Source organism: Cupriavidus pinatubonensis, assembly GCF_019602855.1.
Lineage (GTDB): Bacteria > Pseudomonadota > Gammaproteobacteria > Burkholderiales > Burkholderiaceae > Cupriavidus > Cupriavidus pinatubonensis.
The window spans coordinates 1,714,348-1,730,849 of record NZ_CP080766.1 but is presented as its reverse complement, the minus strand read 5'-3'; the positions used below and the strand labels follow the sequence as shown (position 1 = coordinate 1,730,849).

Below are 16,502 nucleotides of genomic sequence, written 5' to 3'. Positions count from 1 at the left end.
ATGCTACAGTCACCGGCCTTAAGCCATCGAGAGGGTATGCCGCATCTTCGGATGTCATATGTTGATTCCAGCAACACCGCCGGCTCTGACACGCCAAGCACATTCCTACGCCAACGAGAATTAACATGAGAACTATCAGAGCAACACTCCTTGGCATGATGCTGGCAACGGCGTCCTCCGCACATGCAATACGTTGCGAAGGCAGTGGCAGGACACTTTACACCGAAGATGCGGCATGCCCAGATGGCTACGGTATCTTTGATAGCTCTCCCCAAGGCAGCGTATCGGTCCTTGGAAAGAGCGAGCACGTGCGTAAAGATGAAGCGAGCTTCCTGGCCGATCGCGCATTGGAGCGGAAGACAATGCGCGATCACGAAGCCAGAAGCAAGGGAGACTCTGGCGAAGGCCGATTCCGCGACGCGGTGTGCGCATCCCTGGCTGATCATGCGAGATCTGTTGACGTCACGATGGAACAACCGAATGATCCCCACGCCCTCCGTGCCTTGCGAAAGATCCGCCGAAGCATCCGAGAGGAGCAGCAACAAAACGACTGCTAGTCCACTGAACCAGAAGAATCGCACCGGATGCTCCGCGTTGGATTGGACCGATCGAGCCCCTGAATCGCGGTCTTCTCATCCACTCAGAACACACCGCATGCGCCGGCGAGTTCAGTACAGGCCGATGCCATCCGCGACTATGGCCTCAAAGTCGGGATCGTCGGACACCATGTGGGTATCGAGCCGATGTGGTCGAATGTCGTGCTTGCGCCAGATGGCGATCGTGGAGTCTCGGGGAAGTCTACGACTTCAAGACCAGTTCCCGACGCTACTCCTTCCGTACCCATCACGGTGAACCCATAAAGGAAAAGCCCCGCCGGCTTTCCCAACGGGGCTTCTTGCGTACCTTGGGCGGTCGACTTAGATCGGTTCGATCTTGGTCGCAGCCGGACCCTTCTGGCCTACACCAGCCACATACCGCACTTTCTGGCCTTCCTGCAGCGACTTGAACCCGTTCCCCTGAATTTCGGAGAAATGGGCGAACAGATCGTTTCCGCCTGCATCAGGCGTAATGAAGCCAAAACCCTTTGAATCATTAAACCACTTTACTGTACCGGTTTCCACGTAAGGACTCCTTAAGAATTCTCGCCGATCTGAAAATGTGGGCAGCGAGGCATGACGATCAAGGAGGAAACATGGAGAGAAAGTGGCGCCGCCGGGGCGTGTACCTAACGCTTCGAGGTTACGCTTGAAGATCCTGCACTAATTCTTATACAGGCATGCCGCATCGCGGTCAATGAAGATCTCGCGGCAATCGAAACGTACTTGCCAGGGCCGCCAAAAGCCAAGGCGCTGAAGACGTCCGCGAAAGGGTGCCGGATTGTTCAGCGATGCATGCTACAGTGGCATCCCTCCAGCTCAAGAGATCGGTATGTTGCTCTGCGCAAACTGTCTTGCAGTGGCGCGCGACGCCTCCAAGGCCTCCGGACATCTGGCGTTGCATATCATCGATACACGGCGAAGTAAGCTCCCTCGAGCTGCCACGGTCACTATCAGCACATTCCGTTGCTCCGACTGCGGTGTGATCTGGCGCTACCGCGAAGCAAAGGACAGCGGTCCACAAGGCTGGTCCCAGGTATTGAGCGAAGAGGCAGGCGGGGACTACGCAAGTCTGTAGTGGACGAGTGCCGACACCAGCACGATTGTTTCATGCAAGAACGGCGATCGAATTGGCAAGCACTGAACCCCGACGCCTTCCAACCATGTTGTTGAGCAAGCAGGGAGTACCACCGAATCATGATCGAATCGATCCTGCTGGCCGTCACGCGCGTTGCCACATTCGAGGGGCCACAAGCCAAGACCAACGCCACTGGCTTTTTCTTCGAAAGAGGGCAGCGACTGTTCGTTGTCACGAGCCGGCATGTGCTGATCGATGAGCCGACCAAGCACTTCCCCGACCGGATCGAGATCGAACTGCATGTCGATCCGGACAACATGGGAGCGTCCATCGGCTTCTCGATTCCGCTGTATCGCGACGGCAAAAGTGTCTGGCGTGACGGCCTCGATGGCGGCGGCGGCATCGACGTGGCCGTGATCGAACTCGACCACGCCGCGCTGCCGCCGAGCATGGTCTACCGGGCCTTTACACCCGCCCACCTTTACCGGCCACGCGACCGCATCGAAGCAGGCACACCGGTGCTAATCGTCGGCTTCCCGCTGGGATTCCATGACACGCTTCATCATTTGCCCGTTGTGCGCCAGGCAATCATCTCATCCTCATTCGGCATGCGCTTTCAGGGGCATGGCTACTTCCTGACCGATGCAAGGACGCATCGCGGCACGAGCGGAGCACCGGTGGTCATGCGCATGCCCAGGACCGATGCATCCACGCGCGCGCTGCCGTGGATGCTGCTGGGCACCCATTCAGCTAGACTGGACGTGGGCTCGCGGGACTTTGAACTAGACGAAGCCCTGGGCTTGAATTCCGCCTGGTATGCCGACATCCTGCTGCCTTTGACCGAGGCATGATCTGGAAAGGCGATCAGACTTGATGGATTTGTTACTCCATGGAGTCGCCCCGGATCCACCGTACCTGCCGGGCCTTGGACGCACCCTCCAGGCAGGAAATCTCCGCAAGTGGTACCATATCTTTGCGTCGACACCAGTCGATGCCCACAATGCGCCGTCCGCCAGACATCATCATTAGAAGAGTATTAGCGGCAGCACGGGCGTCCACCCGAACCTTTCGCGGCAACATCGGCCGCAATCATTTCCGACCCGCAGCACGTTCCGTAACCAGCTCGCATGTGCTAGGCGTGCTGGCTCGCGCAAGCACGGTCAATCCACACCAGTTTCTCCGCCTGCGATCGCACGCAGGATGCGACACTGGCTTTTGCAATGGCAACCGATCGCCAGGCACGTGTACCACACCAACATGGGAACACTGCACGCGCCCTCAAGGATCGAGCGCCTTCCGAACAGGCAACAATTTGCATCCCAGCATTACTCCGTTCAGCGTTTCGGTTTACCCCATCCAACAAGAGCCCGGCGTCTGGTTCGCGAACTACATGATCTCCGAGTACAAGGACGGCGCCGAACGTATCGTCGCCAATGTTTCGATGCGGCATGCCACGCACCATACGGAAGCCAACGCCAGGCAAGCCGCCCGTAGCGCAGGGGAAAGCGCAGTGGCACACCTACGCCTGCAACCATTCCCGCATCGGCATCCCATGCTATCGCGTGGCACTCGCTAAAGCAGAAAGGAGCATCCGTGGCAAAAGAAGAACTGGTGGAATTTGGCGGAAAGGTTTCGGAAGTCCTTCCGGATAGCCGCTTTCGCGTCACCCTGGAGAATGGCTTCGAGGTCTGGGCTTACTCGTCTGGCCGGCTCAAGAGGAATCGCATACGGATTCTTGCCGGGGATCGTGTTACGCTCGAAATGTCGCCATACGATCTGACAAAGGGGCGCATCAACTATCGCCACAAGTTCTGAGCGAATGCGGCTTTTCTGCGTGTCGAAATGGCGATCACTGTTGGTGCCACCTCGGAATAGAACCATTTTTTTGTTGGTCCAGGTACGAGTGAGAGCACAACCCCTGGCTCCACATAGGACTTCAATCCACGCAGCAACAATACTTGGCGCAACCCAATAAGATCCGAGGTGCGAGATGCAACGAGACAAGTCTTTGCTGGACAGAATCCTCCTGGCGCTACGAGCCGAGATCCAAGCCTCTATGACTGATGTTCAGCTTGGCAAGGCTCTTGGCAATGTCGACCCTTCGAGGCTAGCCCACCATCTCCTGCTCCTACAGGACCATGGACTGGCGGAGAAAACCCCAAATATGGCATGGCGCCTGACGTGGAACGGCCACGATCGAATAGACGCCAACCTGAAGTCTTAGCTCTGGTACCAGGCGCGGTTACCGAGCGACGCGCGGAACGGCTGTTTTGGCAGTATCCCCGTGAGCCCGCATCGCTGGGCAACCGTACCGGGCGTGACCGTGGAGCGATATCCAACCTGGTGCGAAGCGTCGCTCCGCGCCAGCCCTGTGCATGATCTGCGTAGGTCATGGCAACCGCTCCGCAGGTCATGGCGCTCTCGAGCGGCTAGACCGCTTACAGATTCGAGCGATAAAGTCTCATTGACTACGATGGGAAAGCTCCGTATAACTGTTTCAGCAGGATCTTCAAGTAGCCATGCTACCCGCGTTGAAACGTCCGCCTCTACGGGGCGACTGTCCTCAATGCCGCCTCCTTGATCTTCTCGCTGCGCCCTAATTACCGACGCGTAGATTGCCGCAAGCCACAATGCAAAGCGTGCGAATCCACGTGCCAGTCAGCATCTGCGAGAGTTCGCTTCTTTTCTATTCAGCCATTCCCCATCGGGGGTAGCTGAACCGCTAAATGTAGAGAAAAGCGATTCGTTTACGAGGGGAAGCGTGTGTTGGCAGTTTACTCTTCCAGTTTTATCCTATTTGTCCTCTCGCAGCTCTTTGATTGGCGACAACGACGAAGCGAAATACCGAGCAGAATGCTCCATTGGCTTAGTGTGTTCGCCTACTCCACATCATTACTGGTGATGGTATGTGCTGTTGCAAAGATGATCTTAGCAGCCTAAGCCTTAGGAGGCTGACTGACGAGCGTCCGCCGTGCGAGCACGAATGAATTGGCTGTGCCAGGAGTATCGAGGCATGTACATACACGTCGCGGCATTCGAGTCTCCCCGCGAGTGTGTTCGCGCTGGCGCTCCCGGGCCGAAATGGTGCTATATGATGGCCATCCGTTACACAGCGAATCGCGACGATCGAATGTTCTGTGAGTCATTCGACGAAGAGGATGATTACTACACGCGCGCGGCCGCGGAGCAGGCCGCCGTCCACTACGGAAAATTTGCTGTCGATATAATTCATGGCCTGAGCTGAGGCGTCGCCGCGTATCGACATGAAAAGGTAAAAATCTATCTGTGATTCACAGCGAATCAAAATTGTCGTGCGCTAGCAGCCATTATTTAGACCGAATATGCAGAATGCAAGGTAAGCCACAGCGGATGGTCAAAAATCCTGATTAAATACCAGAACGCCGTCACGAAGAGTGCGTACGGAAACAAACCATACTTGGAGTGAAATGATGGACAACTATCCTGCGGAAAACTGTAAGGGATTTGATATCTATCCGTTAGTCTATAAATATGACGCTCCTCGCAAATGGCATGAGCGCCGGCCAGACCGCTCATACAGTGCGTCCGTGCTCATCTGTCGGGAAGGTGAGCCACCTAGTGGAAATAATGCGCGCGTGTTCCACGTTCCAGATATGCACTGGGCTGACTTGGGGTTGGCGAAGCGTGCCGCCGTACGACACGGCGAACACGTTATCGATGGTCTGGTCGCAGGCGAGTCGATCGTCGGCCTGTGATTCGAAAACGCTGAGACCGCGACCCGACACGATGCCCCCTCTTTCTCTTGATCCGAGCCAGCGGCATGGCCGAGCGGCTACCTCGCCTTAACGAAGGTAGACATGCCATCGATCGCCTCCCGGGCGGACGAAAGGGCTAGCGTGATCGCAACGTGCGGCGCGTTGGCGAAATGCTGGAGCAGGGGAGGCAACCGTCTCTGGGAACCCATTCCTCGACGGGCTGATTGTCGCGCTGGACAAACCATGGCCCTTTGACGCCTGCTGAGGCACCGGCCAAATCGCCGAATCGCACTTGTGCCATTCGTGCCGTGGCGGTGTCGTTCAGACTGAAATACAACAACGTACGCATGAAGTTACCTCACGCAATCTCAGTTTCCATTTCTGGCGAGCCGGCGGACACTTGCTTGATGACTGCGACCGATGCTCCTGACGGTCCTGGGTTGGATGCAGGACGGTGACCTCAGGTCGGGCCAGCCTTCTTTAACAGCACGATCCCAGTCAATGAGCAACGTGATTGCCTGACGCCAGCGGGACGCCGCCAATCGCATGACTCCGAATCGCTGGGAGCCCCCCTCCGGCGGCCTGCCCACCTGGCGGTCGCGTAGAAGGCGCGTGACATGTATGGCACGGTAAGTGGTCTCTGCAAATTCATTCGGCACGATATCTTCCTTCATTGCCTGCCAGGGTGGCATGGTGATGGCAGTGTTGAACAACTGTCACCGTTGTGAACGCTCATCTTCCATTGCCAACGATCATCTCCGCCCATATCGCAGTGCTTAGGATCGTTACGGCGTCTTCATCACGATGAGAGCACGGCTGCGCCAACCTGACACGCGGAAAGGCAGCAACGAAGGCGAAAGCCAACTTTGCGATCGGTCTTGCGAAATAGAGTCTCTCGCCGGACATCGATTGCATCGTCCCTTGGGAAAGGCTGGCTTGCCTGGCTACTGGGGGATTGGGCGAACGGCGGTCGCCGTGTGGCATCTTGCATGAATGTTCCAGGAATCCCCATGAGTGACTTTCAGGAGTCACAAGTCCTAGGACGTCATCGAGGGGGAAAGCCCGGAAACGAGTGATAGGCGAACCAGAAGCACTTAGCTTCCGAAACGCTACAACTAGCAGTATAGGGGGGCGATGCGCACCGCCCTAACCCGCTTACAAATTGATCAGGCAGGCGCTGCGCACAAGCTGGCCGCTCAGAGTCTCGCGCTGATCAACGACATCCTTCGCGACAAGGGATTGATGCTGCGCGCGGGCAGCCCCGGATCTCGCCCTCGTGTTCAGTTAGATCACATTTCGGACAGCGCTTGCGTCATGCATCAGCGGCTCTACCCTGGCCGCCAGGCAGTCCGCGGCCCGACCGCATATTTCTCTCGCATAGGTGTTTGTCGCTGTGGCGGCCTCCGTGGCCGTCAGAACTCAAAAAAAACCTACGAGTATCGTTTTCGTCGGCGAAGTCGGAGAAATGCGAACAGGGACTCTGATCGTTTGTTGGGCAGTTCTACAATGACTGGCCGGCCGGATGACCTCAAACCTTGCGTTGCAGACTGGTTTGCAACATTCTGATATCGGAGGAGCCAGTGGAAGAGCAAATGCTGGACAGAGGCCAGGTCGATGTACCAGTCGTTGCCGTCGGCGCATCGGCCGGCGGCATCACGGCCTTGCAAAAGCTTTTTGAGGGTCTCCCTGCCAAGTTGCCGTTTGCGCTTGTCGTGCTTCAGCATTTGCCCAACGACCGTCCCAGCGGTTTGCCGGATCTGATCACTAGATGGACAAGCCTGCCCGTCCAAGTCGCTGCCGACGGCATGCGGCCCGCGGCGAACACGGTGTACATCCCGTCGCCGGATCACATCCTGACACTTGAAGATGGCGCGCTTCATACGAGTGCTGCGGACGGCGGCGGTCGACGCCCCGGCATCGATACGATTGACGCATTCCTCGAAAGTCTGGCGCTGCGTGAAGCGCCGCGCTCCATAGCCGTCATCCTTTCAGGCACCGGCATGGACGGAACCGCCGGCGCGGTCCGCATCCGGCAGGCTGGTGGCATCGTCATCGTCCAGGACCCCCTCACGGCCTTGCATGACGCCATGCCTCGGGCAGTCATACAGCGCGGCATCCACGATCATGTCCTGCCCGTCGGCGCCATCGGCCAACAACTAGTCGCCTGCGCCGATCCGGCCTATGTACGCCCCGAGGCGTCCGGGGACTGGACAGGCGGCATGTCCGCGACGCTCGACCGGATTATCGGGCTGGTAGCGCAGCGGGCGGGACTCAACCTGCGCGGATACAAGCCTTCGCCGCTGCTCTGGCGCATCCAGCAACGCATGGATATACGAAAAGTTTGGTCGTTCGACGACTATGCCCTGCTTCTCGAGGATGATCCGGTCGAACTGGAAGCACTGGTGCGCGGCATCCCCATCCACGTGACCGAGTTTTTCCGTGACACCGATGCGTGGGCGGTCCTGCGTAAAGATGTACTTGGACCGCTCGTCGCCGAGGCGGGAACCGAGCGCACGGTGAGGGTGTGGACGCCGGCGTGCGCGACCGGTCAGGAGGCCTACTCAATTGCGATGCTTCTCGATGAAATCGGACAGGAAAAGGCTGCGGCACTGGACTTCCAGATCTTTGCCACAGACGCGGCGCCCGAACTCGTGGCAAAGGCGAGTCGAGGCCTGTTCCGTACTGAGTCGCTGACCGGGCTATCGCCCGCGCGTCAAAGCCGGTACCTCTACAGGGTCGACGCGTTCTTTCGAGTAAAGCGGTTCCTGCGCGAAAAGCTGGTGTTTGTGCCGCAGGATCTGCTCTCCGACCCCCCGTTTTCGCAACTGGACCTTGTTACCTGCCGCAACCTGTTTATCTATTTGGAGCGTGAGACAGTCAAGGACGTGTTGTTTCTTCTTCACGGCGCATTGCGCAGCGGCGGATTTCTCTTCCTGGGCAAGAGTGAAGCCCTACCCTTCAACGTACAGGGATTCGAGGCAGTCTCTGCAGAATGGAATATTTATCGTAAAGTCGGCCCGATGCCAGGCGCCCGACGGCACCCCCTGTCCCCTGCTCCGCATAGCACTGCGCGGGCAGCGGCTGCGCTTCGGGTCGCACATGAGCAGTTCGACGTTCCGTCGGTGCTGATCGACGACGGGGGCGAGGTGCTGAGGACATATGGCAACACGAAGGGCATCCTGAGCCTGCCGGCGGGGGAACCTTCCCTCAATTTGGCGGATCTGGTCCGTGGGCAATGGGCGGCGCAGCTCCAATATGGCATCAGGCAGGTGTTAGACAGACACGAGGCACTGACTCTGACCAACCTGAAGGACGGCGTTGCCGGCGACGCTCCCATCAGCATGCGGCTGACACCGCTGCAAACCTCGTGTGGGAAGGCATGGGATCGCATTTTGGTGTCATTCATTCGGGACCAGGATTCTGCTGACGTGCCCGATGCGGCCGGCTCCAGCCTTCTTCAAGATGACCTTGGTATTGGCGCCAGCGTCGACTGGAAGGACGAAGCGCGCGTGTCCCGCGAGGAGTTGGAAGCATCGCGCGAGGAATTGCAGGCACTCAATGAGGAACTTAAGGCATCCAACGAACAACTCAAACAGAGCAACGCGGAGCTTAACGATGCCAACGTCGACCTGCAGGGGAACATCGAACGGCTCGCGATGCAAAACCGCGTACTGCTTTCCGGTGCAGTCATGGCTGTGTTTCTTGACCTGGACCTGAAGCTTCAGTGGTTCACGCCGACCATGCGGAATGTATTTCCGCTGAGGCCTGCCGATACCGGAAGAAGAATCGCTGACCTCGTGCCGATATTCCGCGATCCCAACTTCTATACCGACATCCAGCATGTGGTTAGCGGGGGCGAACCGTGCGAAGCTGTCATACGCGATAACGGTGGGCGATGCTTCCTGCGCAAGACATTTCCCTACATCTCGGAGACAGGCGCGACAGCCGGTGTGGCCATCACGTTCACTGACATCGGCGAACAAATGCGTACAGAGGCGCCACGGCATCGCAACGATACCTGACTCCGCACCATGGCGAGCGTTCAAGGGTCAACACAACTGTCACCTTCCGCCTGACCGCCCAGGGTGTGAGGCGCAACGGCGGAAGCTTGGGCACGCTCATGAAGAATGCGGGACCAAGGGCACAAGTTTCATTATGCGGCCATCCTTCGCTGGCGACGATCTTGCCAAGCCTGATCGAACTTGCAGCGGTATCGGGTATTCTCTGCCCGACCGTGCGGCAGCCGTACTACCATCTTGCTGACGTCGAAATAGCAATGAAGATGAATCGACCGAATAACTTTTGCAATCGGCGAGGCAGTTAGCCATCGTCGCAATTCGTGAATCCAATAATTCCCGGCTTTGAAGAACAGAAAGATGCCCGGATGCAATGCAATCGATGATGCCTAGCATCGCGGTTCGCCGGCGTTCTAGGAGATCAAGGCTTGCTTGTAACGTATCAAGCAGTTGAATTGCACTAGGCGGAGGCGGCCCTTGCCGGGCAAGTTTTGCGACGAGGGCTTGCTGCTTATCACAAAGGCGGCACGCCGTGGCCAGGGCCGCAGTAACTAACTCCGTTTGTGCAATCATAAGTTGCAGCCGAGGGTGTCCGGATAGGGCAGGAGGTTGGCCTGTCTCCGCCGAAGTCGCGCATGATGCCAACGTTCTATTCATTGCGCTCGCAGACATGGATTGACTCCGCAATTATGCATTTGGAAGTATCGGCTACCACAAACATAACGGTAGTCAGTGAGACGCTGATTTTGAGTCCGTCATTATGTGTATCACTGGAAACCTCGGTTGCCTTTTCCGCCGGGTCATATGCAAAGCGGTACCACGCGACTGGACTGGCTGAGGGTCAAGCGGCTAAGCCACCGCGTCAGAGAACCGATCGAAGCCATCGCTAATGTCAGACGAGATGTCGCCGTTTTGCAGAGGAGCATTGGCGGGCGGCAGGTCCTGTACCGGAACCCGCTTTCGGGGAAATAAAAAGCGATACGGTCACCGTGTGATCATCCCGATGGGAGCTGGGGGCCGCGAGACAGTGAAGCGAAGCCGACACGCGTCGGCCTAGCACCGCATTGCTCGGCGCAATGGGTCCCTTCGGCCCCAAACAGTAGGCATGCCGCCTTCGCACACCCGAAATGAGCGATACAGTGAAAATGGAACATGTCGTGAGTTAACCCCTCACGGCTGATGTCGGTGGGTCTGCCGAGCCGGTGCGGAGGCCGGCCACGGTGCGGGCAGAGCTGCAATATCGCAGTTCCGGCGCCAGGGCAGACGGGCAATGAGAGCGCTACGTTTTCCTTTTGCTTTCGGCGGCGGCAAAGTGGCGAACGAACCATCCGGCGGCAAGCTTGCCGACCTGCTCCAACGCGCCGGGTTCTTCGAACAGGTGGGTAGCGCCGGGAATCACTTGCAGCCGCTTTTCGCATGGTATCCACGCGGCGGCGCGGGCATTGAGACTGACGACGACCGGATCATTTTCCCCGACGATCATCAGCAGCGGAGAGGCCAGGCGGCAAAGTGCATCGTGGCCGGCAAGATCAACTCGCCCGCCGCGGGACACGACCGCATTGATACGCCGGTGCGCCGGCGTTGCGACGGCGGCACGCACGGCCGCGGCCGCGCCAGTGCTCGCACCGAAGTAACCAACTCTGAGATCGCGCTGCCCTGCCAGGCGTTCTATTGATTCCGTCGCAGCGCTGAGCCTGTCGCGCAGCAGCGCAATATCGAAGCGCCGCGTCAGGCCAATATCCTCTTCCGGCGTCAGCAGGTCGAACAGCAAGGTGCCGATGTCGGCATCGTGCAGCATCGACGCCACCAGACGGTTGCGCGGGCTATGGCGGGAACTGCCACTCCCGTGGGCGAACAGGACAATCCCGCGAGGCGCGTCAGGCAAGGCCAGTTCCCCTGGAAGGACCACGCCATCCGCGTCGATCATTACCTGCTGCGCAGTGACGAGTTTCATTCGCGCCCCCGTTCAGGTGCTCCGATCAATCCCGGTGCCAGCTCACATGCAGTTCGGTTTCCGCATGGTCGTAGTCGATCGTAAGCTTGCCGCGGTAAGCGTGATGGATGGCATTGCCGACATCGCGCGCCAAGTGCACGCCGGTGGTCGCAATGACGGTGCCCTGGTCGTCGGAATCGATGGACATCAGCCGTTCCATCGGATGCTGCGCGCGCAACCCGGCTTCCCTATGGCGGACAAGAGCGAGGATCTCCGTGCGATGGGTGCCCTCAAAGCCGCCTGCAAGCACCACCCGCGCCGCCGGAATGCCGTCAGCGGTGCGCGCGCATGCCGAACACACCAGGTGTGCCGCGCCGGAGGGCGCCGGGCGCCATTGCCAGTGGCCCCGCATGAAGACAGCGTGGCAGACGGGACAGGTCGCCACAATTGGCGCGGCAGCGGGCTGCTTGTAGCGGTCGGAAATGTGCTCGACCGGAAACGGACTCCACCGAACGGGTCGGACCTTCGCGAACTGTGCACGGACTTTCATGTTGGGCTCCTCGTTGAAGGGCAGCACCCTGACGGCCGGGGGCGTAGCAGGCGGCGTCACACGCCACAAGCTTCGCGTTGGCAGCGACCGCAGGTCACATAGGGATAAGCTATGCGCCCTGCCAGACCGCGACTTAAGCTGGATCAAAGGAACCGCACAGGCACCGGGTAAGCAGAGGCGGTCGGACGCCCGGCCTCGGCAACGCCATGACGCAGCGTTTCTGCATCCGTTGATACGGAGCAATTCCAGTCGACAGGGCTAGCCTATGTTTGAGAGAGCAAAGCCAGGGGCCAGCCGGGGCATGACGACGCTCTTGATACTTTCCAAGGTGGTGACAGACGGGGCCAATGTCCGGGCCGAACCGCGAAGCCGGTCCGACAATGCGTGACGCCATCGCGCATCGTCGCCCTTGCGTTACATCAACGCGCGCGTCGCCACGGCACCTACGGTAGAGCCGTTGCCAACCTGGATCACGATGCGGAATTCGCCATGCCCGAAAAAACTCTTATCTTCCACCAGAGCGCGCGACGCGAGATGCTTCATGGTGTGGAATTGCTCGCGCGGGCCGTCAAGGTCACGCTGGGACCGGGCGGGCGCAATGTCATCGTAGAACGCCGCGACATGGTGCCCCTGGTCGCCAACTCCGGGGTGGTGGTAGCCAAGTCCGTCTCGCTGCCCGACCCGTTCGCCGATATGGGCGCCCGCCTGCTCTGCGAAGCAGCGGTCCGAACCAGCGAGATCGCCGGCGACGGCACCACGACTGCGACGACCCTTGCCCACGCCATCGTGGCGGAAGGGGTGAAGTACGTCGAGGCCGGACACGACCCGATGCAACTCAAACGAGGCATCGAAGCGGCCGGAAAACTAGTCTCGGAGCATTTGCTGGCAAGTGCGAAGCCGTGCGGCGGTACTGACGAAATGAGGCAGATTGCGACCATCTCGGCCAGCGGCGACCACACTGTCGGAACGCTGGTCGCCCAGGCCGTGGAACACGTGGGCAAGGACGGCGCCATCAGCGTCGAAGACGGTTCCAAGCTTGACGACGAGCTGGATATTGCCGAAGGCGCACTGATCGACCGCGGCTACCTGTCTCCGCTGTTCGCGACCACGGAGAGCCGCGCTGTCGTGCTCGAATCTCCGCTGGTACTGCTTTGTGACGCAAGTATCTCGTCGATAGCACAGTTGCTGCCGATCCTGGAAGCTGTGACGCGGGCAGGCCGGTCGTTGCTGGTCATTGCCAACGATGTGGAAGGCGAAGCGCTGGCGACGCTGGTCGTCAACAACCTGCGCGGCGCACTGAAGAGCTGCGCGGTAAAGTCCCCTGGCTTTGGCGACTCTCGCACCGAGCAACTTGGGGATCTCGCTGCGCTGACCGGCGCGACGGTGGTGTCGCCGCAAACGGGCACATCCCTTGAGCATGTCGGACTGGAACAACTGGGCGAGGCACGGCGCGTGGAAATCAACAAGGACGCGACGACGCTGGTGGGCTCCGGCGCCGATGCATCCCGCGTAGCCGCGCGCATCGCCGTACTGCGCAGCCGGGTGCCCGACGCACGCTCGGACTACGACCGCGAAGGATTGCAGCGTCGCATCGCCCGGCTGACGGGCGGCGTCGCCGTCATCAAGGTCGGCGCGGCTACCGAGAGCGCATTGCATGAACGCAAGAACCGGTTCCAGGACGCATTGCATGCTACGCGCGCCGCAGTGGACGAGGGCATCGTCGCAGGTGGAGGCGTGGCGCTGCTGCGTGCCCGTACCGTGCTGCAGGACTGGCAAGCGCCAAATGCGGAACAGGCTGCCGGTGCACGCATCGTCCACGCAGCGCTGGCGGCGCCAATGCGGCAGATCGTCGCGAATGCCGGCGCCGACGCCGATGCGGTCGTTCACCGGGTATGCGAGGCGTCGGGAACCATCGGCTACGATGCCGGGGGCGAGCGCTTTGGCGACATGCTCGAACTCGGCGTGATCGACCCGGTCAAGGTCGTACGCACCGCGCTGCAGAATGCCGTCTCCATCGCTTCATTGCTGCTCACGACCGACTGCATGATTGCGATCGAGCGCATCCCCCACGGCTCCGCGGAGAACGCGGCCGCGGGAGCCCGCATGTTCGGCGAAGAATTCTGACCAGCTTGCCCCGGATGCAGAAGACGATGTTGAATTTGCGGCGGCGAGGTCCGCCGTTCCTGTAATGGTTCAGACATGAAGCGCCAATTGGGTATGGCCGGTGCGCTCGCGCTCCTGCTCATTGCGCCGTTCGCTCACGGCAAATTTAGGCATCCGCGTGCAGGCCGAGTTGACAAGCGTCAAGGAACTCCCAACTCCGTAACGGGATCACCCTCTGCCAGCACGGGTCTGCCAGGCAGTCGCAGACGAATCACGATCTCTGTACCCTTCTCTGGTCCGCTTTCCACTGCGTATGTGCCGCCGAGCAGGTAAGCGCGCTCTCGCATGCCCACCAGGCCAAAGGACCCCGGCTTGCGCGGACTCGCGGGGTCGAAACCTGCCGGCATTTCCCGCTGGCTTGCATGGGTCGCCGCTGTTCCGGGATTGACATGAGATTCAGTCTTCACCTCAGCCCCGATGGTCCGACGGACCCTTTGATGAGCGATCTCTTCACAACCGTTGATGCCGATCAACCTTGGCTCGGTAGCCGGCACTATGTTTGACCAAGCAGCAACCTGCCGAGGCAAGCCCGCCGTCAATCGACCATGGAACGTCAGCAAACCGAGTTCTCGCTTTGGTACCTCATTCTCACAACCGTAGCGATACTGATTCTGCAGTTCTACATCGGTGCGGCCAGTATCCAGACACTGGCGTACAGCGACTTCAAGGCGCTGCTCAAAGCCGACAAGGTCCGCACCGCGAGCGTTGGCGAAACCGAAATCAGTGGCACGGTCGTCACAGCCGGGCTGGAAGCCATTGTGCCCCGCGACCAGGCCGCGGCACTGCAGAAGTCAGGACGAGCCGAGCATGTGTTCACTACCGTACGCATCAATGACCCCAACCTCCTGTCCGATCTGGACGCCGCACATGTGCGGTACGCCGGTGAAGCCGACAACAAGTGGATTGGCGCGGTCCTTTCATGGATCGTACCGGCGCTCGTCTTCCTGGGAATCTGGACATTGGTGATCAAGCGCATGGGCGGAGGCAGGGACGGCTTGCTCGAAATTGGCAAGAGCAAGGCAAAGATCTATCTGCAGCAGCAGACCGGCGTCACGTTCGCTGACGTCGCCGGCATTGACGAAGCCAAGGCCGAGTTGATGGAAGTGGTCGACTTCCTCAAGGAACCCCAACGCTATCGGCGACTGGGCGGCAAGATACCCAAAGGGGTGCTGCTCCTCGGTGCCCCCGGCACCGGAAAGACGCTACTGGCGCGCGCGGTTGCAGGCGAAGCTGGCGTGCCGTTCTTCAGCATGAGCGGATCCGAGTTTGTCGAGCTGTTCGTGGGTGTTGGCGCCGCGCGTGTCAGAGACCTGTTTGCCCAGGCCGAACAGAAGGCACCCTGCATCATCTTCATCGACGAGCTGGATGCGCTGGGCAAGACCCGCACCCTCAACGTCGCAGGCGGCCAGGACGAGCGAGAACAGACGCTCAATCAGTTGCTCGTGCAAATGGACGGCTTCGACACCAACAAAGGGGTCATCATCATGGCCGCCACCAACCGGCCGGAGATCCTCGACGCAGCGCTCCTGCGGCCGGGCCGGTTCGACCGCCACATCGTACTTGACCGCCCCGACCTTGCCGGACGCGAGCAGATCCTGCTCGTCCATGTTCGCAATGTCACGCTCGCCCCTGAAGTCGCCCTGCATGACCTCGCCGCACGCACCCCCGGTTTCGCCGGTGCTGATCTCGCAAACCTGGTCAACGAGGCGGCCCTGCTTGCCGCGCGCAAGAACAAGGCTGCCGTCGACATGGCCGATTTCGACGAGGCGCTCGACCGCATCATCGGCGGCCTCGAAAAGCGCAATCGCGTCATGATCGCGCTGGAGAAGCAGACCATTGCCTACCACGAGGCAGGCCACGCACTGGTCGCGGAAAGCCGCGCGCATGCCGACCGGGTATCGCGCATCTCCATCATCCCGCGTGGTGTAGGCGCGCTCGGCTATACACAGCAGACACCGGCGGAGGACCGCTATCTGCTCCGGCGCAGCGAATTGCTCGACAGGCTCGATGTGTTGCTGGGCGGACGCATGGCCGAACAGATTGTCTTCGACGACGTCTCCACCGGCGCTCAGAACGACCTGGAGCGTGCCACCGACATGGCCCGCCAGATGGTGACGCAATACGGAATGAGCAGCTCGCTTGGGCTGCCATGCTATGAACGCACCGGCAACAGCCTGCTGCCGATGGGCCCCGCGCTGCCCCGGCCTGACCGGGACTACAGCGAGCGCACTGCGCAAACCATCGACGAAGAAGTTCGCCTGATTCTGGCCGAGGCCGCCGAGCGGACCCGCAAGACCCTCTTCGCCCGGCGCCCGGTGCTTGACGCTCTGGCGCAGTTGCTGCTCGACAAGGAGGTCGTCGATCGACCAACGCTGGATACGCTGCTCAAGCGCATGCCCGCGCACGAATCGCGCGCCGAGGCCGCCTGACAG

Annotated in this window: 10 protein-coding genes and 1 pseudogene; 7 read left to right on the top strand and 4 right to left on the bottom strand. The window is 59.9% G+C overall.

Annotation, left to right across the window (positions count from 1 at the left end):
- Positions 1-125 precede the first annotated feature (125 nt).
- Entirely contained in the window at positions 126-557 is a 432-nt protein-coding gene (locus K2O51_RS07810) for a hypothetical protein (protein WP_011301296.1), read from the top strand.
- Between the two features lie 8 nt (positions 558-565).
- Here K2O51_RS07810 and K2O51_RS35745 read toward each other — a convergent pair.
- Positions 566-773 (bottom strand): annotated as a pseudogene (locus tag K2O51_RS35745) (IS630 family transposase); the annotation flags it as partial.
- Positions 774-917: 144 nt separating this feature from the next.
- On the bottom strand, positions 918-1,121 hold the full coding sequence (locus K2O51_RS07805) for a cold-shock protein (RefSeq protein WP_010812830.1): 204 nt from the start codon (positions 1,119-1,121) through the stop codon (positions 918-920).
- Positions 1,122-1,793: 672 nt separating this feature from the next.
- Between K2O51_RS07805 and K2O51_RS07800 the strand changes: the two genes are divergently transcribed.
- From K2O51_RS07800 to K2O51_RS07785, 4 genes are all read left to right on the top strand, one after another.
- Entirely contained in the window at positions 1,794-2,525 is a 732-nt protein-coding gene (locus K2O51_RS07800) for a S1 family peptidase (protein ID WP_011301297.1), read from the top strand.
- Positions 2,526-3,267: 742 nt separating this feature from the next.
- A complete protein-coding gene (gene infA / locus K2O51_RS07795; protein WP_220630021.1) occupies positions 3,268-3,489 on the top strand; it encodes a translation initiation factor IF-1 in 222 nt (73 codons plus the stop codon).
- 1,634 nt (positions 3,490-5,123) lie between these two features.
- The gene (locus K2O51_RS07790; RefSeq protein WP_084792008.1) at positions 5,124-5,408 is read left to right on the top strand and encodes a hypothetical protein; all 285 of its coding nucleotides are present in this window, start codon (positions 5,124-5,126) and stop codon (positions 5,406-5,408) included.
- A 1,580-nt stretch (positions 5,409-6,988) separates the two neighbouring features.
- Positions 6,989-9,430 (top strand): chemotaxis protein CheB, encoded by a 2,442-nt coding sequence (locus K2O51_RS07785; protein WP_011301302.1) that lies wholly within the window; start codon positions 6,989-6,991, stop codon positions 9,428-9,430.
- Between the two features lie 1,273 nt (positions 9,431-10,703).
- Here K2O51_RS07785 and K2O51_RS07780 read toward each other — a convergent pair.
- Together K2O51_RS07780 and K2O51_RS07775 are read right to left on the bottom strand one after the other, a co-directional pair.
- On the bottom strand, positions 10,704-11,378 hold the full coding sequence (locus tag K2O51_RS07780) for a dienelactone hydrolase family protein (protein WP_011301303.1): 675 nt from the start codon (positions 11,376-11,378) through the stop codon (positions 10,704-10,706).
- 25 nt (positions 11,379-11,403) lie between these two features.
- Complete coding sequence (locus K2O51_RS07775) at positions 11,404-11,907, bottom strand: BCAM0308 family protein (RefSeq protein ID WP_220630020.1); 504 nt, start codon at positions 11,905-11,907, stop codon at positions 11,404-11,406.
- Positions 11,908-12,396: 489 nt separating this feature from the next.
- On the opposite strand from K2O51_RS07775, the gene groL reads away from it, so the two are divergent.
- The gene (groL, locus tag K2O51_RS07770; protein WP_011301305.1) at positions 12,397-14,031 is read left to right on the top strand and encodes a chaperonin GroEL; all 1,635 of its coding nucleotides are present in this window, start codon (positions 12,397-12,399) and stop codon (positions 14,029-14,031) included.
- Between the two features lie 584 nt (positions 14,032-14,615).
- Positions 14,616-16,499 carry an ATP-dependent zinc metalloprotease FtsH gene (ftsH, locus tag K2O51_RS07765; protein WP_220630019.1) on the top strand — a complete coding sequence of 628 codons (1,884 nt, stop codon included), beginning with the start codon at positions 14,616-14,618 and terminating at the stop codon, positions 16,497-16,499.
- Positions 16,500-16,502 lie beyond the last annotated feature (3 nt).

Bases quoted from the DNA above. Each gene is read 5' to 3' on its own strand.
- K2O51_RS07800 (WP_011301297.1), top strand. From the start codon at position 1,794: ATGATCGAATCGATCCTGCTGGCCGTCACGCGCGTTGCCACATTCGAG.
- K2O51_RS07790 (WP_084792008.1), top strand. From the start codon at position 5,124: ATGGACAACTATCCTGCGGAAAACTGTAAGGGATTTGATATCTATCCG.
- K2O51_RS07780 (WP_011301303.1), bottom strand. From the start codon at position 11,378: ATGAAACTCGTCACTGCGCAGCAGGTAATGATCGACGCGGATGGCGTG.
- K2O51_RS07810 (WP_011301296.1), top strand. From the start codon at position 126: ATGAGAACTATCAGAGCAACACTCCTTGGCATGATGCTGGCAACGGCG.
- K2O51_RS07775 (WP_220630020.1), bottom strand. From the start codon at position 11,907: ATGAAAGTCCGTGCACAGTTCGCGAAGGTCCGACCCGTTCGGTGGAGT.
- ftsH (WP_220630019.1), top strand. From the start codon at position 14,616: ATGGAACGTCAGCAAACCGAGTTCTCGCTTTGGTACCTCATTCTCACA.
- groL (WP_011301305.1), top strand. From the start codon at position 12,397: ATGCCCGAAAAAACTCTTATCTTCCACCAGAGCGCGCGACGCGAGATG.